Below are 20,787 nucleotides of genomic sequence, written 5' to 3' on the forward strand. Positions count from 1 at the left end.
TGGGATGGCTAACACGCGTGACAGCCTAACCCGTGAGCCCAGACCAAGCGATAGATTCGGAGTACATCGAGCGACACCGCGAGGAGATCGAACACCCGCTGTGGCAGCTGTTCATGCAGTTCGGCCACGGCAACAGGCGGTGGTTCGTCGTCGGTGTCCTCGCGAGTATCGGGTCGCGCTTTTTCTCGCTGGTTCCCCCGGTCATCCTCGGGGTCGCCATCGACGCCATCTTCCGCGACGACGCGGCGTTCTCCCTACCGTTCGTCCCGGACGCCTGGCTCCCCACCACCACGATGGGCCAGTTCTGGTTCGCCATCGGCACGATGGGCGTCGCGATGGTCGGCCAGGCGTTGCTGATCTTCGTCAGGGCCTCCTCGCTGAACCTCTTCTCCCACCGCGTGAAACACGAGGCTCGCACGGCGACCTACAAGCAGATGCAGCGGCTGGACATGGACTTCTTCAACGAGGTCCAGACGGGCGAACTCATCTCCATCCTCTCGAACGACACCAACCGGCTGGAGCAGTTCCTCGACTCGATGATGGGCGAGATGATCCAGCTCATCGTCCTGATGCTCGGGACGGCCGTCATTCTCCTCTGGCTCAACCCGCAGCTCGCGGTCGTGACGCTGGTCGTCGTCCCGCTCTCTGCCGTGTTCACCTACTGGTATATGCAACTCGCCGAGGAGCGCTACGCCGACATCCGCGAGTCGGTCGGGAGCCTCAACAGCCGCCTCGAGAACAACCTCAACGGCATCCAGGTCATCAAGTCCTCGAACACGGAGGACTACGAGGACGAACGCGTCGAGGAGCACTCCTACCGGTACTTCAGACTCGACTGGCTCGCGCTCCGTCTAGGGTTCGTCTACCGCCCGGGCCTGCGAGTGCTGACGTCGCTGGCGTTCATCGCGACGTTCATCGTCGGCGGCGTCTGGATCCTCCAGGGCCCCCCGGGCCCGTTCACGAACGACTTCTCGTTCCTCGGGAGGCAGTACGGCGAACTCACCGTGGGGACGCTCGTCACGTTCCTCCTCCTGACCCAGCGGCTCGTCAACCCGCTCGCCCAGATGGGCAACATCATCGAGCGTTACGAGGACGCGAAGGCCTCGACGAAGCGCATCCTCGGCCTGATGAGCCTGCCCGTCCACATCCAGGACAAACCCGACGCCGTCGACCTCGAAGACATCGAGGGCCGCGTCGAGTACGACGACGTGACGTTCAGCTACGACGGCGACGAGACCATCCTCGAAGACATCGACATCGACCTGGACCCGGGCGAGACGGTCGGCCTCGTCGGCCCCACCGGCGCCGGCAAGACGACCATCGTCAAGCTCCTCCTGCGTCTCTACGACGTGAACGAGGGCGAGATCCGGATCGACGGCCACGACGTGCGCGACGTGACGCTGTCCAGTCTCCGGGGGTCGATGGGCTACGTCGGTCAGGATAACTTCCTGTTCGACGGCACCGTCGAGGAGAACGTCAAGTACGGCCAGTTCGACGCCACTCGCGAGGAGGTCGTCGCGGCCTGCAAGCGCGCCGAGGCCCACGACTTCATCAGCAACCTCCCGAACGGCTACGACCAGGACATCGGCGAGCGCGGCGTGAAACTCTCCGGCGGCCAGCGCCAGCGCGTCGCAGTCGCGCGGACTATCCTCCAGTCGCCCGCGATCATGATCTTCGACGAGGCCACCTCCGCGGTCGACACTGAGACGGAGATGCTGATCCAGCGCTCCATCGACGAACTCGCCGCCGACCGGACGACCTTCATCATCGCTCACCGCCTGTCGACGGTCCGCGACGCCGACACCATCCTCGTCATCGAGGACGGCGAGATCGTCGAACGCGGCTCGCACGACGATCTGCTGGAGAGCGACGGCCTCTACGCCAATCTCTGGCGGGTGCAGGCCGGTGAGATCGAGGAACTGCCCGAGGAGTTCGTCGAACAGGCCAGCGAACGCGTGGCCCAGCAGGCGCTCGACGCCGCCGAGGACGACTGAAGTCGGGCAAATCCAGTCGAAAACGAACTGTCGCTGTTACTTCCCTTCGAACTCGGGCTCGCGGTCCTCTTGGAACGCGGCCATCCCCTCCCACATGTCGTCCGTGGTGAACAGGTGACCGAAGGCGAAGTTCTCGACTTCGAGCCCGGCGTCGGTGTCGTCCCGGCCGGCGTGCATCGCCATCTTGGTGAACTTCTGGGCGACCGGCGGGCCGGCGGCGAGGTCGCTAGTAAGCTCGGCGACGCGGGCCTCGAACTCGTCGTTCTCGACGACCTCGTTGACGAAGTCGTAGTCGTACATCGTCTCGGGGTCGTAGTCCCGGCGCGCCGTGAAGATGATCTCCTTGGCCCGTCCCTCGCCGACGACGGCGCGGAGCCGCTGGGTGCCTCCCCAGCCGGGCAGGAGGCCGAGGTTGTGCTCGGGCTGACCGAACTGGGCTCGCTCGCTCGCGATACGCATGTCGGCGGCGGTCGCGAGCTCCATGCCACCCCCCAGACAGTAGCCGTCGATGGCCGCGACGACGGGCATGGGACTCTCCTCGAACCGGCCGAAGGTCTGCTGGCCCTTCCGGGAGAGCTCGTGGGCCTCGATGCCGCTCCCGGCCGCCGCGGTCGAGGCGTCGAACCCGGCCGAGAAGGCCCGGTCGCCGGCACCGGTCAGGAGGACCGCGCGGACGCCCTCGTCCGCCTCGAAGTCGTCGATCGCGGCGTCGATCTCGTCGAGCATCTCCATCGTGATGGTGTTCATCCGGTGGGGCCGGTCGATCTCGATCCGACCAACCCGGTCGTCGACGGAGACGGTGATGGTCTCGAACTCGCGGGTTTCGTCCGCGGGTTCGCCGGCGTCGTAGAACCCGCCCGACTCACCGACCTCGCGCAGGTAGTCGGCGGCCTCGTAGCGCGGGTGGTCGTGTCGCTCGTGCCACTCGTCGAGCGTCTCGACGAGGTCGGCCACGCCGTGCTGGTCGGCCATCTTCGCGGGCCCCCGCGGCCAGCCGAGTCCGAGCATGACCGCCTCGTCTATCTCCGCCGGGTCGGCGACGTCTTCGTCGACTAGCTTCGCGACCTCGTTGGCGGTCACGGCAATGAGCAGCGCCTCGATGTCGTCGCGGCCCTCCCCGCGCGGTATCTGGACGCCCTCGCCGTCGTCGTAGTCGTAGAAGCCCTTCCCGCTCTTCGTGCCGAACTCCTCGGCCTCGACTTTCTCACGGAGTAGCGGACAGGGCTCGTACGCGCGACCGAGCTCGCCGTTGACGTACTCGAGGACGTCGAAGGAGACGTCGAGGCCGACGTAGTCGGAGAGTTCGAACGCGCCCATCGGCAGGCCCATGTCGTGTTTCGTCGTCGCGTCGACCTCGGCGATCGTCGCCTCGTCCTCGTAGACGAGCCAGGCGGCCTCGTTCATCTGCGGGACGGCGATGCGGTTGACGATGAACCCGGGCGAGTCCTTCCGGACGCGGACGGGGGTCTTGTCGAACGCCTCGGCGAGCTCCTCGACGGCGTCGAGCGTCTCGTCGCTCGTGTGGGCGCCCGAGATGACCTCGACGAGCTGCATCCGCACCGGGGGGTTGAAGAAGTGCATGCCACAGAACTGTTCGGGGCGGTCGGTCACTTCGGAGAGCTCCGTGACGGAGAGGCTGGACGTGTTCGTGGCGAAGATGGCCCCTTCGGGGGCGTACTCGTCGACCTCGTCGTACACCTCCTTCTTGATCTCCATCTTCTCGGGGACGGCCTCGATGACCACGTCGACGTCCTCGACCGCTGTCTCGAGGTCCACGAGCGGCTCGACGCGGTCGAGCGCGGCGTCGGCCTCTTCGTCGGAGATCTGGCCGTTCTCTGCCAGCTTGCCGAGCGACCACTCGATGTTGTCGTAGCCGTCGTCGACGAACTCCTGTTTGATGTCCCGCATCGCCACGTCGTATCCCGCCAGCGCCGCAACTTCGGCGATGCCGTGGCCCATGTTGCCGGCGCCGAGTACCGCGACCTGTTCGATATCCTCGAAGTTCATGACGTGTGTATGCTCTCTCGGCTGCCGTTTCAAGGTTTCTCTCATAAGTAAACGACTGACGAGTTGGTAGTTGATTACGAAGCGTTATGTATGGTAACCAATGACAATTACAGTATGGACTTCGCCCTTTCAGACGAACAGAAACAGGTCCGCGACGAGGTCCGTCGCTTCGCCGAGAACGAGATCAAGCCGGTCGCGACCGAGTACGACACCGAAGAGAAGTTCCCGCACGACCTGGTCGATCAGGCAGCCGAACTGGGGCTGGTCGGGTCGAACGTCCCGCTGGAGTACGGCGGCGTCGGCTACGACTACCTGACGAACATCATCATCGTGGAGGAGCTCTTCGCCGCCGATCCGGGGATCGGTCTCTCCATCTCCTCGGCCGCCTTCGGCGCCGACGCGCTCGTCGAGTTCGGCACCGAGGAGCAAAAAGAGGAGTACCTCCGCCCGGTCGCGGAGGGCGAGGCCATCATGGGCTCTGCCATCAGCGAACCCGACGTGGGATCGGACGTGTCCAGCGTCTCCACGACCGCAGAGAAAGACGGCGACGAGTGGGTGATCAACGGCAACAAGATGTGGATCACGAACGGGTCGGTCGGCGACTTCTTCGTCGTCCTCTGCAAGACGGACCCCGACGCGGAGGGCCGGTACAACGGCTTCTCGCAGATCCTCGTCGAGTCCGACCGCGACGGCTTCCAGACCGAGAAGATAACCGGCAAGCTCGGCATCCGCGCCTCGGACACGGCGGAGCTCATGTTCGACGACGTGCGCGTCCCCGAGGAGAACCTCGTCGGTACCCGCGGCGCCGGGTTCCTCCAGTTGATGCAGTTCTTCGACGAGACCCGCACCGCCGTCGCGGCCCAGGGCGTCGGCATCGCCCGCGGCGCCGCCGAGCGCGCGCTCGACTACGCCCAGGAGCGCGAGCAGTTCGGCAAGCCCATCAGCGAGTTCCAGGCCATCCAGCACAAGCTCGCCGACATGCACACGAAGACCGAGGCGGCGCGCCAGCTGACCTACAAGTCCGCCTGGAGCGTCGACCACGCCGACGACCAGCTCACCCAGCTCGCTTCCATGGCCAAGGAGTACGCCTCCCGCGTGGCGGTCGAGACCGCCGACGAGGCCGTCCAGATCCACGGCGGTGCCGGCTACGTCAACGACTTCGACGTCGAGCGGTTCTACCGCGACGCGAAGATCACCCAGATCTACGAGGGCACCACCGAGATCCAGAAGAACATCATCGCCCGCGAACTCCTCGGCAAAGGCATCGCCTGATCCGGTCGTTGGGCGTTTCGCTCTCGGTCACGTCACCGGCTGTGGCGCGCGCTGTCGCGCCCTCTGTGGCGCGACGTAGTCGTGCGAGGGATGAGCATCGCAGCGAGCGCAGTGAGCGAGAAGCGCAGTCGGTTGGGGAGGTGTGAGGCTGTCTGCGGTGCTGTACGGGGCGGTGCTGTTGTTGTCCTGGCGGACTGAAAGGGCGAGGCCCGGTCGCGGTGAGCGAAGCGAACGGAGTCGCCTGAGCGACCACTACCCGAGCGAAGCGAGGGTATGTCGCTCAGCGACCGCGAGCGGGCCGAGGGCTTTCATCACCTGCTGTTACCTGCGGTTGCTCCGATTGCTAGCGAGCGGGCCGAGGGCTTTCGTTGCTTGGCGTAGTCTGCAGTTCCGACTGCTAGCGAGCGGGCCGAGGGCTATCAGCACTCACTGTCGAGTACGGTCGAAGCAACGCTGAGCGAGCGATTCTCGGAACCAAGTGACCAGATATCGACAGATCGAACGACTCCGGGAGAGTGTCGCACGATTTAAGCCGCTGGGAAGTGGAATGAGAGACATGCACTACGGGCGCTCGCGCTCGTCCGCTCGCACGGGGACCGACCAGCCGAACAGTGTTCGGCGACGGTGTTGTTGAGCGCCCGCTCCTTCTCGTTCGCATCGCTCGCTCGACGCACCGACACGGACCTACGCACTCACACACCATGTTCGACCGACTCCGCGAGGACGTTCGCACAGCCCGCGAGACCGACCCCGCCGCCAGGAGCACCGCCGAGGTGTTTCTCTACGCCGGCCTCCACGCCGTCTGGGCCTATCGGCTGGCCCACTGGCTCTGGACGCACGACTTGCACTTCACCGCCAGGCTGGTCTCACAGCTGACCCGGTTTTTCACCGGCGTCGAGATCCATCCGGGCGCGGAACTCGGGCGGCGAGTCTTCGTGGATCACGGGATGGGCGTCGTGATCGGCGAGACGGCGGAAATCGGCGACGACGTGGCGATGTACCACGGCGTGACGCTGGGCGGGGACGACCCGCGGCCGGTCAAGCGCCACCCCACGGTCGGCGACGGCGTGACACTCGGCGCGCAATCGACGCTGGTGGGCGACATCACCATCGGCGACGGCGCGACGGTCGGCGCCGGAGCGGTCGTCGTCGAGGACGTGCCGCCCGGTGCGACCGTCGTCGGCAATCCGGCGAAAGTTGTCGAGCGGGGCGGCGACGGGAAAGCGGCCGAGTCCGAACCGACGGCAGAGGACGCGGAAGTCGGCGAGGCCGCCGCGAACGGCGACCGCGAGACCGGGGAGACCGGCGACGGCGATGCCGAAGCGGGCCGCACCGGGGAGGACGCGGAAGAGGCGACGCTCGCGGACCCGCCGGCCTGCTGCGGGACGGCGGGGATCGGCGACTGAAGCGCGGTCCTTTTGCTGGGCGGCCACTCGACGGCGAGTCCGGAGCGGAGCGGGGCGGTGCGGTTCGAAACGGCCTTGCCGGCCCAGTCCCGACTCCCTGGCGATGACAGCGGACCACATCGAGGCGCTCGCGGACGACGAGATTCTCGGCCCCGTCGTGACCCGGCACGGGCCGCTCGAACTCGAACCGGCCGAGGATCTCTACGAACGACTGGTGGTCTCACTGATCCGCCAGCAGGTGTCGATGGCGTCGGCGGCGGCCATCCGGGAACGGCTGTTCGAGGCCGTCGAAGTGACGCCGGAGGGGATGCTCGCGGCCGACCGCGACGTCCTCCTCGACGCGGGGCTCTCGCAGGCGAAAGCCGAATACGTCAAGACCGCGGCGCAGGCGTTCGTCGACCACGGGTGGGACCGGCGGACGTTCGCCGAGATGACCGACGACGCCGTCAAAGCGGAACTGACGGCGATCCACGGGATCGGCCCGTGGACGGCGGACATGTTCCTCCTGTTCGGCCTCGGCCGGGAGGACGTCTTCCCGGTCGGCGACCTGGGCATCCGCAAAGGGATGGACCTGCTGTTCGACGCCGAGCTGACGCGCGCGGAGATGGTCGACGCCGCCGAGCGCTGGCGGCCCTACCGCTCGTACGCGTCGCTGTACCTCTGGAACCACTACGAGGGCGGCGAAACCGAAGTCGGCCAGGACTGATCTCGCCCCAGATAGCCGGATAGCGACGCTCGGGTGCCGGGAGAGATCCCCCCAGAACGCCGCGGACGGGGCCGCTCGCCGACGTTCGATAGGTAACGGCTGCGAAACGTTTAAGTAGTTTTCTCCCTTACGATTGGTTAGTTGGGACGGCTCCCGGATTCTTCGGTTTTCCCCCGCCGGTAGCCCCCGCCCACCCATCCTGCCCTCCACGCAGGTGACTCACCATGACAGACACGCGCACTACCACCGGTACGGCGAAGACTCGCGTATCGAGCCCGGAGACGCGAACCGAGACGGAGGCCGAGTCGGAACGCGCCCGCGAGGAGTCGACAGACGAACGAGTCTGCCCCGAGTGTAGCGGATCGCTCGTCACCGACGGCACCCGCGGCGAGACGGTCTGCGAGGACTGCGGCCTCGTCGTCGACGAGGACGAGATCGATCCCGGCCCGGAGTGGCGGGCGTTCAACGCCTCGGAGAAAGACGAGAAGTCGCGCGTCGGCGCGCCGACGACGAACATGATGCACGACAAGGGCCTCTCGACGAACATCGGCTGGCAGAACGAGGACGCCTACGGCAACTCGCTGAACTCGAACCAGCGGGAGAAGATGCAGCGCCTGCGCACCTGGAACGAGCGGTTCCGCACCCGCGACTCCAAAGAGCGCAACCTCAAGCAGGCGCTCGGCGAGATCGAGCGCATGGGCAGCGCGCTGGGCCTGCCCGAGAACGTCCGCGAGACCGCGTCGGTCATCTACCGCCGCGCGCTGGACGAGGACCTGCTGCCCGGCCGTTCCATCGAGGGCGTCGCCTCCAGCGCCGTCTACGGCGCCGCGCGACAGGCCGGCACGCCGCGCAGCATCGACGAGGTCGTCGCGGTCAGCCGGATCGACGAGATGGAGTTCCAGCGGACCTACCGCTACGTCGTCCGCGAACTCGGCCTGGAGATCGAGCCCGCCGACCCCGAGAGCTACGTCGGCCGGTTCGCCTCCGACCTGGACCTCTCGGACGAGGCCGAGCGCCGCGCTCGCGAACTCCTCGAGACGGCCAAGGCCGAGCAGGTCCACGTCGGCAAGAGCCCGGTCGGCCTCGCGGCCGCGGCCGTCTACGCCGCGCCGCTGCTGTGCAACGAGAAGATCACGCAGGCGGAGGTCAGCGAGGTCGCCGACGTCTCCGAGGTGACCATCCGCAACCGCTACAAGGAACTGCTCGAAGCCGCCGAGGAACCGCAGTTCGCCTGAGGACGGTGGGCCGACGAGACGGTGACCACCCGTGGCCGTGTCCCGGAGTACGGCGCCGACCCGCCCCCGAGCCCCCGAACGGAAGGGGCCGGGGCTCGTCTGTTTCTTTGTGACCGACGATCACGACGACTCGCTCGCCGAGCGGGTCGAGCGACTCCACGACGCGTTGCGAGCGACCGAGGAACGCCCCGTCGAGCGTGAGGCGAGCCGCTGGATCGGCGAGGCGCAAGCGGTCGCCGGCGACGCGAGCGACGTCGCGACGACGGGCGGTGACGCGGGCGTGGTCCGCGAGCGCGTGGGCCACGTCGCTGACCTGCTCGCCAACGTCGAGGAGACGGGGGACGACGCCGCGGACGAACGGGTCGCGACGGCGCGGGAACTCGCCGAGCGCATCGCGGACGGGGAGTGACGGCGCGGGAACTCGCCGAGCGCATCGCGGACGGGGAGTGACGGGACGAGAACGAAGCGAGGACGGGGGCGGCGACAGCTACTCCTCGGACTCGATCTCGGGGTCGGACTCGCGGTCGGCCTTGCGGCTCACGTCGACCTGGTAGTCACCGAGGATGTCGCGGCCGAGGATGACGGGGTAGTTCATGTGGCTGCGGTCCTCGACGCTGGCGGTGACGGTGTGGCGGGTGCCGCCCACGCCGACGACCACGTCCACGAGCGGCCGGCTCTTCGAGCTCTTCGACGACCCCGAGCGGACCTTCGTGATGGACTTGATCGGGCCGGCGCCGATGTTGGCGGCGAGTTGCGTGTCGATGCTCGTCCGGGTCGCGCCGGTGTCGGACTTCGCGACGACGGACTCGGAGCCTTTCGTCCCGCTGATGAGGACCTCCTCGGTGTAGCCGATGACGAGGGGGTCGGATCCCGACGTCGAGACGGCCGGTGGCTTGCACGCGGGCACCGAGTCGTCGAGGAAACCGGCGAGTTCGTCGACGCGCTCGTCGTCCACCTCGCCGCCCACCCGTTCGATCGCGAGCTTCGCGATGTAGGGCGCTGGGCTGGTCCCCGTGGCCTCGAAGAGGCCCTTGAACCCGGCGGTCGGGTTGACTTCGAGGACGTACCAGCCGTCGGCGCCTTCCATGAGGTCGACGCCGGCGTAGTCGAGCCCGACCGCCTCGACGGCCGTCTTCGCGGTCGCGATGACCTCGTCCGGCACGTCGTCCGTGGCGTCCTCGACGTGACCTCCGAGGGCGACGTTGGTGCGCCACTCGTTCTCGGGCGCGTAGCGGAACATCGACCCGACGACCTCGCCGTCGACGACGTACACCCGCAGGTCGCGGGTCGGCACGTCGCCCCGCTCCAGGAGCTTCTGGAGGAACGCGTAGCGGTTGCCGACGCGGGCGTTGACGTGCTCGGACGCGTTCACCTTCCAGGTGCCGCCACCGTTGGTCCCGATCGCGGTCTTGTAGACGGCCTCCTCGCCGAACGAGTCGCGTTCGAGGTTGAGCCGATCGGACGAGAGCGCCAACAGCGCGTCGGGAACGCGCACGTCGGCGTCCGAGAGCGCGACCGCAGAGGCCACCTTGTGCATCGACGTGAGCGTCTTCGCGGGCTCGTTGAGCATCGGGCAGAGCTGTTCGAACGTGTTGGCCAGCCCCATCTCCTCGCAGGGCTCGGTCGATTTCGAGAGCAGTAGCCGGTTCGCGATCACGTCCACGTCGGGTTCGAGAATCGGCTCGGAGCCCTCGATCCGCATCGTGGTGTTCTCGCGGCGGAGCCACTCGGGGTCGTGGCCCAGATCCTCGACGGCGTTCAGTATCGCCTTGGTCTCCTTGCTGTTGTGGAGACTCAATACCCCCACCGAGACGGAGTCAGAAGTCGCCATGACCGAGACCACTCGACGGCGGAGGAAAGAACTGACGGTCGCCCTCTCGGCGTCTCCCCCGGGATTTGACGGTGAACCGACGCGATCGGCCGCGGTCCGATCTCGGCTCGGTTCCGATCTCGGTTCGGTCCCGGCCCGACCCGGCCCGGTATCGGTTCGCCGGCCGGGGCCGCCACACGTTTCAACCCCCGGCCGTACTGGCAGGTATGGACGAGGCCGAGCCGTTCACCTACGACGGCGGTCGGGTCGACCCGGGTGAGACGGCCAACGTGCGCTACAGCGTCAGCGAGACGTATCTCGGCGATCCCGTCAGGATCCCCGTCACCATCGTCAACGGGGCCGAACCCGGCCCGACGGCGTTTCTCAGCGCCGCCTCCCACGGGGACGAACTCAACGGCGTCGAAGTCGTCCGCGAGATCGCCCACGAGTGGAACCTCGACGACCTCAACGGGACGCTCATCTGTCTGCCGGTGCTGAACGTGCCCGGGTTCATCGCCCAGGAGCGATACCTCCCCGTCTACGACCGCGACCTCAACCGGTCGTTCCCGGGCAAGGAGGGCTCGACCAGCGCGAAGCGGATGGCCCAGCGGATCTTCCACAACTTCGTCAGGCCCTGCGATCTGGGCATCGACTTCCACACCTCCACCCGTGGACGGACGAACATGCTCCACGTCCGCGCCGACATGGATGACTCGGCCGTCGAGCGCGTGGCGCGGGCGTTCGCCTCGAACGTCATCATCGACAACGAGGGGTCCGAAGGGACGCTCCGCCGCGAGGCCAGCGAGCGCGCCACCCCGACGATAACCGTCGAGATGGGCGAGGCCCATCGCTTCCAGCGCTCGCTCATCGACCGCGCCCTCGTGGGCGCCGAGAGCGTCCTCGCGGAGTTCGGCCTCCTGCCGACCGAACGCGTCCGCTGGCCCGGGTGGCGGACCGTCATCGAGGGCTCCGGCGAGAAGACCTGGCTCCGGGCAGACGCCGGAGGGCTCGTCGACATGCACGAGGAACGGGGGGCTGTCGTCCGCGAGGGCGAGACCATCTGTACCATCGCCAACCCGTTCAAGACCGAGACGGCGCGCGTCGAGGCGCCGTTCACCGGGCTGCTCGTCGGCGTGCTGGAGAACCCCGTCGTCTATCCGGGGAACCCGCTCTGTCACCTCGTAAAACTCGACGAGAAGACGCTGGAGGCCATCGAGCGCAACGGCGGCGTCGGTGCGACCTCCGAACGCACCGACTCGCACGACGACGTGACCGCCGCGGAGTGAGTCGCGCGCGCCGTCGGACAGTCCCGCGACCACCCTGTCGTCGGCCCGCACCGACAGACTGTGACAGTTCGGTTTCACGACGGTCGCGAACGATCCCGGAAAATCGGGAAATACCGACCGAAACCGGCGAGTTGTGGACTCCTGTGAACGTGTTCGGCGGCCGAAACGGGTCGGTGTAGAAACTACTATACCCCCCGGAGCCTTTGCGCCCGGTGTATGAGCGAGACGTACGACCGCGGAGCGGTCGAGGACTTCGGCCGGTGGCGGGAGTTCCAGCCGGGCATGTGGGCCTGGATCTTCCACAAGTTCACCGGCTGGGTGCTCGTCGGCTACCTCTTCACGCACATCGCCGTCTTGAGCACGGCGACCGCCAACGACCCGACGGTGTACACCAACACGCTCCAGGGACTCGAGGAACTGCTCGTCGTCCGCGTCCTGGAGGTCGGCCTGCTGTCCGTGGCCGTCTTCCACATCCTCAACGGCGTGCGACTGCTGTTCGTCGACCTCGGGTTCGGGCTGGAGAACCAGGACAAGAGCTTCTACGCGTCGCTCGTCGTGACGGCCGCCATCGTCGTCGCGAGCGTGCCGACGTTCCTCGCGGGGGTGTAATTCATGGCACAGCACTACTCCTCGTTCCAGCGCGGGGGCACCAAGTGGCTCCTCCAGCGGCTGACTGCGGTCTTCCTGATCGGCGTTCTCGCCTTCCACTTCTTCCTCCTGCACTTCGTCAACCACGCCGCGGAGATCACCTTCGCCGGCACCCAGGCGCGGATGGGACAGGTCGGCTACTTCGCGACGATGTGGCTGTTCCTCGTCACCGCGACCTTCCACGGCGTCAACGGCGTCTACAACGCCCTGATCAACCAGGGCCTGGAGGGCACCCGCAAGCGCGCAGTCGGGGCCGTTTTGGCGCTGGCGAGCCTAGCACTGATCGTTCAGGGAACCCGCGTGGCGCTCGCGATGACTGATCTACTATGAGCACCCAAATCGAACCCGAGCAGACCGACGAAGAGACCGAGGCCGACGCGGCCGCGGAGGCCGAACAGACCCCGCAGGAGCGGCGCCTCTCGGAGAAGAAGGCACGAGCGGAGGCCCGTGAGCGCGAGGAGCAGGCCCGCGAAGAGGTGCGGGAGGCCGAGGACACCGTCCAGATCAAGGTGTTCCGCTACGACCCCGAGGTCGAGGGCAAGGAGGAGCCCCGCTTCGACGACTTCTCGGTCCCCTTCTTCAAGGGGATGACCGTCCTCGACGCGCTCATCTACGCCCGGGACCACTACGACTCCTCGCTCACCTTCCGCCACTCCTGTCGACAGGCGGTCTGCGGCTCCGACGCCCTGTTCGTCAACGGCCAGCAGCGACTCGGGTGCAAGACCCAGATGTCGGACCTGGAGAACCCGGTCCGCATCGAACCGCTCCCCCACCAGGACGTGGTCAAGGACCTCGTCGTGGACATGGAGCACTTTTACGAGCAGATGCACGCCGTCGAACCGTACTTCCAGCCCGACGAACTCCCGGAGGGCGAGCGCGAGGAACAGCGCCAGTCCCCCGAGAACCGCGAGAAGGTGAAGATGTCCACGCGGTGCATCTGGTGCGGCGCCTGCATGTCCTCGTGTAACATCGCCGCGGGCGACAACGAGTACCTCGGCCCGGCGGCCATCAACAAGGCCTACCGGTTCGCGATGGACGAGCGCGAGGGCGAGATCAAGAAGGAAGACCGCCTGGAGATCATCGAGCAGGAACACGGCGTCTGGCGCTGCCAGACCCAGTTCTCCTGCACCGAGGTGTGCCCGAAGGACATCCCGCTCACCGAGCACATCCAGGAACTGAAACGCGAAGCAGTCAAGTCGAACCTCAAATTCTGGTAACCATGCACGAACACGACGTACTCGTCGTCGGCGCCGGCGGCGCCGGCCTGCGAGCAGCGATCGAGGCCCACGAGGAGGGAGCCGACGTGGCCATGGTCACGAAGCTCCACCCCGTCCGTTCGCACACGGGAGCCGCGGAGGGCGGCATCAACGCCGCGCTCCACCCCGAGGACTCCTGGGAACTGCACGCCTACGACACGATGAAGGGGTCGGACTACCTCGGGGACGCCCCCGCGGTCGAGACGTTCGCTCAGGACGCCCCGGACGAGGTCATCCAGCTCGAACACTGGGGGATGCCCTTCTCCCGCGAGGAGGACGGCACCGTCTCCCAGCGGCCGTTCGGCGGCCTCTCCCACCCCCGAACCACCTACGCCGGCGCCGAGACGGGCCACCACCTGCTCCACACGATGTACGAGCAGGTCGTCAAGCGCGGTATCACCGTCTACGAGGAGTGGTACGTCCTTGACGTCGCGGTCACCGACCACGACGACGTGGAGGACCGCGAGTGCCACGGCGTCGTCGCCTACGACATCGCCAGCGGCGAGATCGACGGCTTCCGCGCGAACGACGGCGTCATCCTCGCCACCGGCGGCCCCGGCCAGGCGTTCGACCACACGACCAACGCGGTCGCCAACACCGGCGACGGCTACGCGATGGCGTATCGCGCGGGCGTTCCGATGGAGGACATGGAGTTCGTCCAGTTCCACCCCACGACGCTCCCCTCCACCGGCGTCCTCATCTCCGAGGGCGTCCGGGGCGAGGGAGGGATCCTCTACAACGACAACGAGGAGCGGCTGATGTTCGAGTACGGCTACGCGAACAACGACGGCGAACTCGCCTCCCGTGACGTGGTCTCTCGCGCCGAACTCACCGAGGTCAACGAGGGACGTGGCATCGAAGACGAGTACGTCCACCTCGACATGCGCCACCTCGGCGAGGAGCGCATCCTCGATCGGCTCGAAAACATCCTCCACCTCGCGGAGGACTTCGAGGGCGTCGACGGCCTCGACGAGCCGATGCCGGTCAAGCCCGGCCAGCACTACCAGATGGGCGGCGTCGAGTGCGACGAGAACGGCCATACCTGCATCGACGGCCTCTACGCTGCGGGCGAGGTCGCCTGCGTCTCCCTGCACGGCGGCAACCGCCTCGGCGGTAACGCGCTGCCGGAACTGCTCGTCTTCGGTGCCCGCGCCGGCAAGCACGCCGCGGGCGGCGACATGAAGGAGGCCGAGATCGCGACCGGTCCGAGCGCCGAGAGCGAGGCGGGCGACCTCCCCGACGAGATCGAGATCGGCGCGGTCGACACCGGCGAGGAGAGCGTCGCCGCAGACGGTGCGGCGGTCGACGCCGCCAGCGTCGTCGAGACGGAGGTGGAGCGCCAGCGCGAGCGCGTCGAGCGCCTCCTCGAAGACGAGGGCATCAACCACGCGCACGTCCGCGACGACATCCAGGAGACGATGACAGCCAACGTGAACGTCTTCCGCCGCGAGGAGAACCTCAAGGAGGCCCTCGCGGACATCCGCGAGGCCCGCGAGCGCTACAAGCACGTCGCCGCTTCGGACCCCTCGCGCACCTACAACACCGACCTCATCCACACCATCGAGACGCGCAACATCATCGACGTCGCCGAGGCCATCGCCGTCGGCGCCCTCGCCCGCGAGGAGTTCCGCGGCGCTCACTGGCGCGAGCAGTACCAGTTCCGCGACGACGAGAAGTGGCTCAAACACACCCTGCTCGCCTGGAACGACGGCAACCCGCGCCTCTACTACAAGCCCGTCCTCCTCGAAGGCGAGAAGGAGTACGAGCCGAAAGAGCGGTCTTACTAACCCATCTTTTTCGTCGGGGGGTCGCCTGCGGCGACCCCCCGACCAAAAACATGGGTGAAAAAGCGCGAGCGCCGTAGGCGCTCGCGTGAACCGCGCTCACTTCGTTCACGGGTCACTCCGTTCCCCGTTCACATCGAGGCGCTCCCGTTGGTCACACCTCGTTTCGTTCGCGCGGATGCTAAAAGGCAACCTCCGCTGGTTCTGAACACGCTCCCCATCGCTGCCGCTCACGGGACGATGCCACGATCACCCGCAGAATACGATCGATTCTGCGCTCCGGGACCCCCACGTCCCGGAACCACCCTGTCTGGTTCGGCTACTCCTCGTCGTCTTCGTCGTCGTCGCTCTCGTCGACGATCCAGTCCTCGCGGACCCGCTTGGTCCCCGAGTCTGTCTCGATGATGAGGACGTTGTAGTCCTCGGTCCCGGTCTTGACGCCTGTCACCGTGCCGCTGCTGGTGCCGTAGACCGAGGAGTCCGGGCCTGCCACGTGGAACGTGACGTCCTCGCCGCGCTCGACGGGGACGTCCCCGAACCCGACCGGGGAGCGCGGCACCGAGCGCCCGCCACCGCGGTAGAGGGGCTGGGACTGGCCGCTCTGGCCGCTCGCCGAGGCGTCGGCGGCCGCTTCGCCGTCGGCCTCGCCGGTCCGCTGACCGAACCCGCAGCGCTTGGTCTCCTCGATGACGATCTGCTCGATCGTCAGCGTCGGATGGGTTCGTTTCCAGTCTTCGAGCGCGGTCTCGATTCGGGTGGCCGTCAGGTCGTCCCGAGCCTTCACGTCGATCTCGAAGGATCTGATGGACCGCTCGCCGGTCCGGGACTCGCAGATGACTCTGGCCTCGAAGACGCTCTCGGACCTGTTCTTCGCCTGTCTCTCGTACTCAAATTCGGATCCGTCGACAGTTATCGTAGGCATGTCGATAGCTCAGCTGTTGTAACGTTGGTGAGAAGTCAGTGATATATCTTATTGAACTCGTCTGGTAGAAACGCGTGTTCTGGTAACTGGCACCACCATTTCCCGTGACACCTCTCCCACCGGCGCTTCGATCTATCACTATCGGGCTACACATTGGCTGAGAGTGACGATATCGACCGAAAGAGGCTTTTACGCGTTCGGGCTCTGAACGGGCATGACCGAAACGGTCGCAGTCATCGGAACGGGACCGGACCCGGAGAACCCCACCGTCGAGGGGTTCGCGATGGGGTACCGCCACGCCGAATCGTTCGAGAACCAGCCGGACTGCGAGGTCGTCGCTTGCGCCGACATCGTCCCCGAGAACGCGGAGGCGTTCGGCCGTACGTTCGACCTCCCCGACGAGCACGTCTTCGAGGACTACGAGACCATGCTCGACGCGGTCGAGCCCGACGTCGTCACCGTCGCGGTGCCGCCGCAGATCCACGAGGACGTCGTCGTGGACTGCGCTCGCAGCGGCGTCGTCTCCGCTATTCACGCCGAGAAGCCGATGGCCCACACCTGGGGGTCCGCCCAGCGGATGGCCCAGGCCTGCTGGCGACGGGACGTCCAGTTGACGTTCAACCGCCAGCGCCGCTTCGGGAAGCCGTTCCGCGAGGCCAGGCGTCTGGTCGACGACGGCGAGATCGGCGACCTGCAGCGGGTCGAGACCACCTGGAGCGACCTCTACGACACCGGCGCGCACACCATCGACCTGACGGGCATGTTCGCCGGCGAGGCCGAACCGGCGTGGGTCATCGCGCAGATCGACTACCGCGAGGAGGACGTCCGCTTCGGGATGCACCAGGAGAACCAGGCCTGGGCGCTCTGGGAGTACGAGACGGGCGTCCAGGGCGTCATCTCCGGCGGGACGGGCAGCGGCTTCGCCGACGCCGCGCACGTCCTCCGGGGCACTGAGGGCGAGATCCGTCTCGACAGCGACTCGGGGAACATGCTGGAGATCCGCCGGGCGGGCGACGCGGAGTGGCAAGCCGTCGACGTCGACGGCGAGGACCTCCACGGGGCGAACGCCGCCGGCCGCCAGTACGGCAGCGAGTACATCGACCGCGCGGCGGCCGAGGTGCTCGCCGCGCTCCGCCAGGGCCGCGAGTCCGAACTCGGCGCGAGAAACGGCCTCAAGACGGCGGAGATCATCTTCGGCGCCTACGAGTCTGCCCGCAAGCGCGGCCGCGTGGACTTCCCGCTGGAGGCAGCGGACAACGCCTTCGAGGCGCTCGTCGCGGCCGGCGAACTCGAATTCGACCCCACCGAGCGCGAGGACTGAGCCAGCACAGAGAGAGTCTCGGAGCGAACCCGAGAAACGAACGGAAGCGAGCGCCGGGAACGGCCGACCGGCCCCGAACTTTTGTAAGACCGCTCCCCAGTCGTCTCGCATGGAGTTCACGGAGTTCGGTGACGGCGACGAGCGCGTCCTCTTCATCCTCGGGTGGGGGAACCGCCCCCACCACGAGAACGTCCGCTGGCTGGTCGACGAGCTGGTCGCGGCCGGCTACGCGGTCGACGTCGGGACGATCCCCGACCACGGGGACGACTTCGACGCGCAGTACGTCCGGCCGACCCAGGACCGCCACGACGCGACCGACCCGGACAGGATCCTCTCGCACAGCACCGGCGGCCTCGTCGCGGCCCACCTCGACTCGACCGCACCGCGCGTCTACCTGAGTCCCTGGTGGGGGATGGCCGGCGAGTCCGGTCCCCTCCAGCGGTTGCTCGTGTCGTTGCCGACCGCGCGTCTGGTGATCCCGGTCCCCATGGAGGACGACGCGCTCGGCGACCTCGCGACGGACGAGCAGCTGGCCGACGGGCCCGACCGGATCGCGCCGGCGTTCCTGCGGACGGTCGCCGATGCGCAGGGTCGGCTTCCGAACTTCCGCGAGGACAGCGTCGTCTTCTGTTCGCTCCGTGACGGCGTCGTCGGCGTCGACGCCATCGGCGAGCGCGCCCCGGCCGAACGGACCGTGCTCTACGACGGCGGCCACGAGTTCTTCTCCTCCGGCTCGCGCGACCGGACCGTCGAGTGGGTACTCGCCGTGCTCGCGGAGGGGCCCGACGCGCTGACGGGTCCCGTCCGTACTCAGCAGTCGCCACCCGAGTGAGCGGGGCCATCCCGAGTAAGCGCGGCCACTCGGGTGAGCGGAGTGTTCCCGGTTCAGCGGGGCCGCCCCCGACGAGCGGAGTCGTTCAGAAGAGGACGTACAGCATGAGGTAGACGACGACGCCGAGCGTGAACGAGATCAGCCACAGCGCCGCCGCGACGCGACCGACCCGCGGGTGGCGCGTCTCGCGGAGTTCGGGGACCGTGTGGGTCGCCGCGAGGAGGAGCACGTAGATGACCAGCGGGACGCAGACGACGGCGAGGACGATGTGAATCCCGAGCACTGCGGGGTAGACCGCGCTCTCGACCAGCGGCGGCCCGGTGAACTCCGTCGGTCCGAGGATAGCGACGCGGTAGAGGTACGCGACGAGGAAGAGCGCGAACAGGACCGTCGTCGCGAGCATCGCCGCCCGGTGTCTCGCCACGTCGCCGCGGCGGATCGCTCGCCAGCCGACGACGATAGTGCCGACGGCCGTCGCGCTCACGAGGGCGTTGACGTGGGGAATCGCGTGCAACACCGCGTCCGGTGCCCGCGGGAGGAGCGCCGGGGGGATGGCCTGGAGCGCCGCGGCGAACACGAGCGCGAGCGCGGCGACCGAGAGGATACCCGACACGGCCGGGACGTGCTCCCTGACGTTCATCGCTCGAAGCTCCGGACTCGACGGTCAATGGCGTTGCGCTTCGCGTCGAGCGGCACGCGCGCGAATCCCGAGTCCGACGCACGCGTTCGACCGAGCGGGCTCGGGAGAGCCCGCCCGGGTCAGGGCCACAGCCCGCGGGCTTCGTGGGCCTCGGCGAGGCGGCCGAGCGCGACGGCGTAGGCGGCGTCGCGCCAGCTCGCGTCCCCGCGCTCGAACTCGGTCCGGACGGCGTCCCACGCGGCGAGCATCTCCGTCTCCAGTTCCTCGTTGACGCGCTCCTCGGACCACGCCCGGCGGTTGATGTCCTGGAGCCACTCGAAGTAACTCACTGTGACGCCACCGGCGTTCGCGAGGATGTCCGGGATCACCGGGACGCCACGTTCCGCGAGAATCTCGCCGGCGGCGAACGTGACGGGTCCGTTCGCGCCCTCGACGATCACGTCGGCGCGAACGTCGGCCGCGTTCGCTTCGGTGATCGCGTTACCGACGGCCGCTGGAACCAGCAGGTCGACGTCGAGCGCGAGCAGTTCGTCGTTTCCGATCGTCCGGTCGGCGGATCGTGCGACCGCCTCCGGTTGTTCCTCGTGGGACGGGACCGCGCGGGTGTCCAGCCCGTCGGGGTCGTACGCAGCGCCGGTGACGTCGCTGACGGCGACGACGGTCGCCCCCCAGTCGTCGAGCAGTCGCGCGGCGTTCGCGCCGACGCTCCCGAACCCCTGTACGGCTACCGTGCTCTCGGCGAGCGGCGAGTCGTAGTACTCGGCGACTTCGCGCGCGATAATCGCGACGCTCCGGCCCGGCGCTCCCGCGCGGCCCTCGCTCCCGCCGATGACCGGCGGTTTGCCGGTGACGACGCCGGGGATCGTCTCGGCCTCCTGCATGCTGTAGGCGTCCATCATCCACGACATCGTCTCCGCGTCGGTCCCCATGTCCGGCGCGGGGATGTCCGTCGTCGGACCGATGACGTTCCGGATCTCGTCGGTAAACCGCCTGGTGAGGCGCTCGCGCTCGCCGTCGCTGAGGTCCTTCGGATCGACGACGACGCCGCCCTTCGCGCCGCCGAAGGGGATGTCCATGACGGCGCACTTCCACGTCATCCACATCGAGAGCCCGATGCACTCTTCGCGGGACACGTGGGGGTGGAACCGTATCCCGCCCTTGTACGGCCCGCGCACGCTGTCGTGCTGGGCCCGATAACCGCGGAACACTTCGACGCCGCCGTCGTCGCGTTCGATCGGGATCGTCACTTCGTGGACCACGTCGGGATAGCGGAACCGTTCGACGACGTTCGGATCGATGTCGAGGAGCGAGGCCGCCCGTTCGAGCTGGTGGCGCGCCGTCGCTAGCGCGGATTCGGTCGTGTCCGGTACTGGTTCGGGGTTATCGACTGTCGACTGGTCAGACGTGTCTGAAGACATGGGAGGGGTGACCGCTCACTCGAGAGACATCGCGCGATTCTGGAACTCGCCGTCGCACTCTGTGCAGTCCCCGGGGTGGGACTCCGCTTCGACGATCGTCCCGCAGACGAGACACTCGTAGGTCGACGGCGTGGCCGGGTCCGCTGGCAAGTCGAGGTTGTGCGGCATACCCGGAGATCGGGCGATGACTATATAATATTAAGTATTTAGGGTATATAATTACATATTAATATTCGGTCGGGTCGCGGTC

At 67.5% G+C, this 20,787-nt stretch carries 18 protein-coding genes and 1 pseudogene; 13 read left to right on the forward strand and 6 right to left on the reverse strand.

Annotated elements, in window-relative coordinates; translation table 11 throughout:
* Window positions 1-32: 32 nt before the first annotated feature.
* Window positions 33-1,994, forward strand: coding sequence for an ABC transporter ATP-binding protein (locus ACMGFE_RS05690; RefSeq protein WP_436924108.1), 1,962 nt, complete (start codon window positions 33-35; stop codon window positions 1,992-1,994).
* Window positions 1,995-2,030: 36 nt separating this feature from the next.
* On the opposite strand, the gene ACMGFE_RS05695 is transcribed toward ACMGFE_RS05690, so the two are convergent.
* Window positions 2,031-4,001 (reverse strand): 3-hydroxyacyl-CoA dehydrogenase/enoyl-CoA hydratase family protein, encoded by a 1,971-nt coding sequence (locus ACMGFE_RS05695; protein WP_436924109.1) that lies wholly within the window; start codon window positions 3,999-4,001, stop codon window positions 2,031-2,033.
* A gap of 114 nt (window positions 4,002-4,115) precedes the next feature.
* Here ACMGFE_RS05695 and ACMGFE_RS05700 point away from each other — a divergent pair, with 114 nt between their 5' ends.
* The 5 genes and pseudogenes from ACMGFE_RS05700 to ACMGFE_RS05720 all read left to right on the forward strand — a co-directional run bounded on the left by ACMGFE_RS05700 (window position 4,116) and on the right by ACMGFE_RS05720 (window position 9,029).
* On the forward strand, window positions 4,116-5,273 hold the full coding sequence (locus ACMGFE_RS05700) for an acyl-CoA dehydrogenase family protein (protein WP_436924110.1): 1,158 nt from the start codon (window positions 4,116-4,118) through the stop codon (window positions 5,271-5,273).
* A gap of 701 nt (window positions 5,274-5,974) precedes the next feature.
* Window positions 5,975-6,487: pseudogene (gene epsC, locus ACMGFE_RS05705) on the forward strand (serine O-acetyltransferase EpsC); the annotation flags it as partial.
* Between the two features lie 295 nt (window positions 6,488-6,782).
* The gene (locus ACMGFE_RS05710; RefSeq protein ID WP_436924111.1) at window positions 6,783-7,385 is read left to right on the forward strand and encodes a DNA-3-methyladenine glycosylase family protein; all 603 of its coding nucleotides are present in this window, start codon (window positions 6,783-6,785) and stop codon (window positions 7,383-7,385) included.
* A 224-nt stretch (window positions 7,386-7,609) separates the two neighbouring features.
* Window positions 7,610-8,620, forward strand: coding sequence for a transcription initiation factor IIB (locus ACMGFE_RS05715; RefSeq protein ID WP_436924112.1), 1,011 nt, complete (start codon window positions 7,610-7,612; stop codon window positions 8,618-8,620).
* Between the two features lie 109 nt (window positions 8,621-8,729).
* A complete protein-coding gene (locus ACMGFE_RS05720) occupies window positions 8,730-9,029 on the forward strand; it encodes a DUF8152 family protein (RefSeq protein ID WP_436924113.1) in 300 nt (99 codons plus the stop codon).
* A 78-nt stretch (window positions 9,030-9,107) separates the two neighbouring features.
* Here ACMGFE_RS05720 and ACMGFE_RS05725 read toward each other — a convergent pair whose 3' ends face one another.
* Entirely contained in the window at window positions 9,108-10,451 is a 1,344-nt protein-coding gene (locus tag ACMGFE_RS05725) for a putative ATP-dependent zinc protease (RefSeq protein ID WP_436924114.1), read from the reverse strand.
* Window positions 10,452-10,657: 206 nt separating this feature from the next.
* On the opposite strand from ACMGFE_RS05725, the gene ACMGFE_RS05730 reads away from it, so the two are divergent.
* The 5 genes from ACMGFE_RS05730 to ACMGFE_RS05750 all read left to right on the forward strand — a co-directional run bounded on the left by ACMGFE_RS05730 (window position 10,658) and on the right by ACMGFE_RS05750 (window position 15,407).
* Entirely contained in the window at window positions 10,658-11,716 is a 1,059-nt protein-coding gene (locus tag ACMGFE_RS05730; protein WP_436924115.1) for a succinylglutamate desuccinylase/aspartoacylase family protein, read from the forward strand.
* Between the two features lie 216 nt (window positions 11,717-11,932).
* Window positions 11,933-12,325, forward strand: coding sequence for a succinate dehydrogenase, cytochrome b556 subunit (gene sdhC, locus ACMGFE_RS05735; RefSeq protein WP_436924116.1), 393 nt, complete (start codon window positions 11,933-11,935; stop codon window positions 12,323-12,325).
* Between the two features lie 3 nt (window positions 12,326-12,328).
* Window positions 12,329-12,694 carry a succinate dehydrogenase hydrophobic membrane anchor subunit gene (locus ACMGFE_RS05740; protein WP_436924117.1) on the forward strand — a complete coding sequence of 122 codons (366 nt, stop codon included), beginning with the start codon at window positions 12,329-12,331 and terminating at the stop codon, window positions 12,692-12,694.
* Window positions 12,691-13,581, forward strand: a complete 891-nt coding sequence (locus ACMGFE_RS05745) for a succinate dehydrogenase/fumarate reductase iron-sulfur subunit (protein WP_436924118.1) — start codon at window positions 12,691-12,693, stop codon at window positions 13,579-13,581. The genes ACMGFE_RS05740 and ACMGFE_RS05745 overlap by 4 nt, the downstream gene beginning before the upstream one ends.
* 2 nt (window positions 13,582-13,583) lie before the next feature.
* Window positions 13,584-15,407 (forward strand): FAD-binding protein, encoded by a 1,824-nt coding sequence (locus ACMGFE_RS05750; RefSeq protein WP_436924119.1) that lies wholly within the window; start codon window positions 13,584-13,586, stop codon window positions 15,405-15,407.
* Between the two features lie 316 nt (window positions 15,408-15,723).
* Here the strand turns inward: ACMGFE_RS05750 and ACMGFE_RS05755 are convergent, their stop codons facing one another.
* Complete coding sequence (locus tag ACMGFE_RS05755; protein WP_436924120.1) at window positions 15,724-16,326, reverse strand: hypothetical protein; 603 nt, start codon at window positions 16,324-16,326, stop codon at window positions 15,724-15,726.
* Between the two features lie 214 nt (window positions 16,327-16,540).
* On the opposite strand from ACMGFE_RS05755, the gene ACMGFE_RS05760 reads away from it, so the two are divergent.
* Both ACMGFE_RS05760 and ACMGFE_RS05765 read left to right on the forward strand, forming a co-directional pair.
* Entirely contained in the window at window positions 16,541-17,647 is a 1,107-nt protein-coding gene (locus tag ACMGFE_RS05760) for a Gfo/Idh/MocA family protein (protein ID WP_436924121.1), read from the forward strand.
* A gap of 109 nt (window positions 17,648-17,756) precedes the next feature.
* Window positions 17,757-18,479, forward strand: a complete 723-nt coding sequence (locus ACMGFE_RS05765; RefSeq protein ID WP_436924122.1) for an alpha/beta fold hydrolase — start codon at window positions 17,757-17,759, stop codon at window positions 18,477-18,479.
* Window positions 18,480-18,564: 85 nt separating this feature from the next.
* Here ACMGFE_RS05765 and ACMGFE_RS05770 read toward each other — a convergent pair whose 3' ends face one another.
* The 3 genes from ACMGFE_RS05770 to ACMGFE_RS05780 all read right to left on the reverse strand — a co-directional run bounded on the left by ACMGFE_RS05770 (window position 18,565) and on the right by ACMGFE_RS05780 (window position 20,705).
* A complete protein-coding gene (locus tag ACMGFE_RS05770; protein ID WP_436924123.1) occupies window positions 18,565-19,119 on the reverse strand; it encodes a DUF420 domain-containing protein in 555 nt (184 codons plus the stop codon).
* 119 nt (window positions 19,120-19,238) lie between these two features.
* On the reverse strand, window positions 19,239-20,537 hold the full coding sequence (gene gdhB / locus ACMGFE_RS05775; RefSeq protein WP_436924124.1) for a glutamate dehydrogenase GdhB: 1,299 nt from the start codon (window positions 20,535-20,537) through the stop codon (window positions 19,239-19,241).
* A 15-nt stretch (window positions 20,538-20,552) separates the two neighbouring features.
* Window positions 20,553-20,705 carry a rubrerythrin-like domain-containing protein gene (locus ACMGFE_RS05780; protein ID WP_436924125.1) on the reverse strand — a complete coding sequence of 51 codons (153 nt, stop codon included), beginning with the start codon at window positions 20,703-20,705 and terminating at the stop codon, window positions 20,553-20,555.
* Window positions 20,706-20,787 lie beyond the last annotated feature (82 nt).

Source organism: Halosimplex amylolyticum, from assembly GCF_051414035.1.
Lineage (GTDB): Archaea > Halobacteriota > Halobacteria > Halobacteriales > Haloarculaceae > Halosimplex > Halosimplex amylolyticum.

Bases quoted from the DNA above. Each gene is read 5' to 3' on its own strand.
- ACMGFE_RS05695 (WP_436924109.1), bottom strand. From the start codon at position 4,001: ATGAACTTCGAGGATATCGAACAGGTCGCGGTACTCGGCGCCGGCAAC.
- ACMGFE_RS05700 (WP_436924110.1), top strand. From the start codon at position 4,116: ATGGACTTCGCCCTTTCAGACGAACAGAAACAGGTCCGCGACGAGGTC.
- ACMGFE_RS05710 (WP_436924111.1), top strand. From the start codon at position 6,783: ATGACAGCGGACCACATCGAGGCGCTCGCGGACGACGAGATTCTCGGC.
- ACMGFE_RS05715 (WP_436924112.1), top strand. From the start codon at position 7,610: ATGACAGACACGCGCACTACCACCGGTACGGCGAAGACTCGCGTATCG.
- ACMGFE_RS05725 (WP_436924114.1), bottom strand. From the start codon at position 10,451: ATGGCGACTTCTGACTCCGTCTCGGTGGGGGTATTGAGTCTCCACAAC.
- ACMGFE_RS05730 (WP_436924115.1), top strand. From the start codon at position 10,658: ATGGACGAGGCCGAGCCGTTCACCTACGACGGCGGTCGGGTCGACCCG.
- sdhC (WP_436924116.1), top strand. From the start codon at position 11,933: ATGAGCGAGACGTACGACCGCGGAGCGGTCGAGGACTTCGGCCGGTGG.
- ACMGFE_RS05740 (WP_436924117.1), top strand. From the start codon at position 12,329: ATGGCACAGCACTACTCCTCGTTCCAGCGCGGGGGCACCAAGTGGCTC.
- ACMGFE_RS05745 (WP_436924118.1), top strand. From the start codon at position 12,691: ATGAGCACCCAAATCGAACCCGAGCAGACCGACGAAGAGACCGAGGCC.
- ACMGFE_RS05750 (WP_436924119.1), top strand. From the start codon at position 13,584: ATGCACGAACACGACGTACTCGTCGTCGGCGCCGGCGGCGCCGGCCTG.
- ACMGFE_RS05755 (WP_436924120.1), bottom strand. From the start codon at position 16,326: ATGCCTACGATAACTGTCGACGGATCCGAATTTGAGTACGAGAGACAG.
- ACMGFE_RS05760 (WP_436924121.1), top strand. From the start codon at position 16,541: ATGACCGAAACGGTCGCAGTCATCGGAACGGGACCGGACCCGGAGAAC.
- ACMGFE_RS05765 (WP_436924122.1), top strand. From the start codon at position 17,757: ATGGAGTTCACGGAGTTCGGTGACGGCGACGAGCGCGTCCTCTTCATC.
- ACMGFE_RS05770 (WP_436924123.1), bottom strand. From the start codon at position 19,119: ATGAACGTCAGGGAGCACGTCCCGGCCGTGTCGGGTATCCTCTCGGTC.
- gdhB (WP_436924124.1), bottom strand. From the start codon at position 20,537: ATGTCTTCAGACACGTCTGACCAGTCGACAGTCGATAACCCCGAACCA.
- ACMGFE_RS05780 (WP_436924125.1), bottom strand. From the start codon at position 20,705: ATGCCGCACAACCTCGACTTGCCAGCGGACCCGGCCACGCCGTCGACC.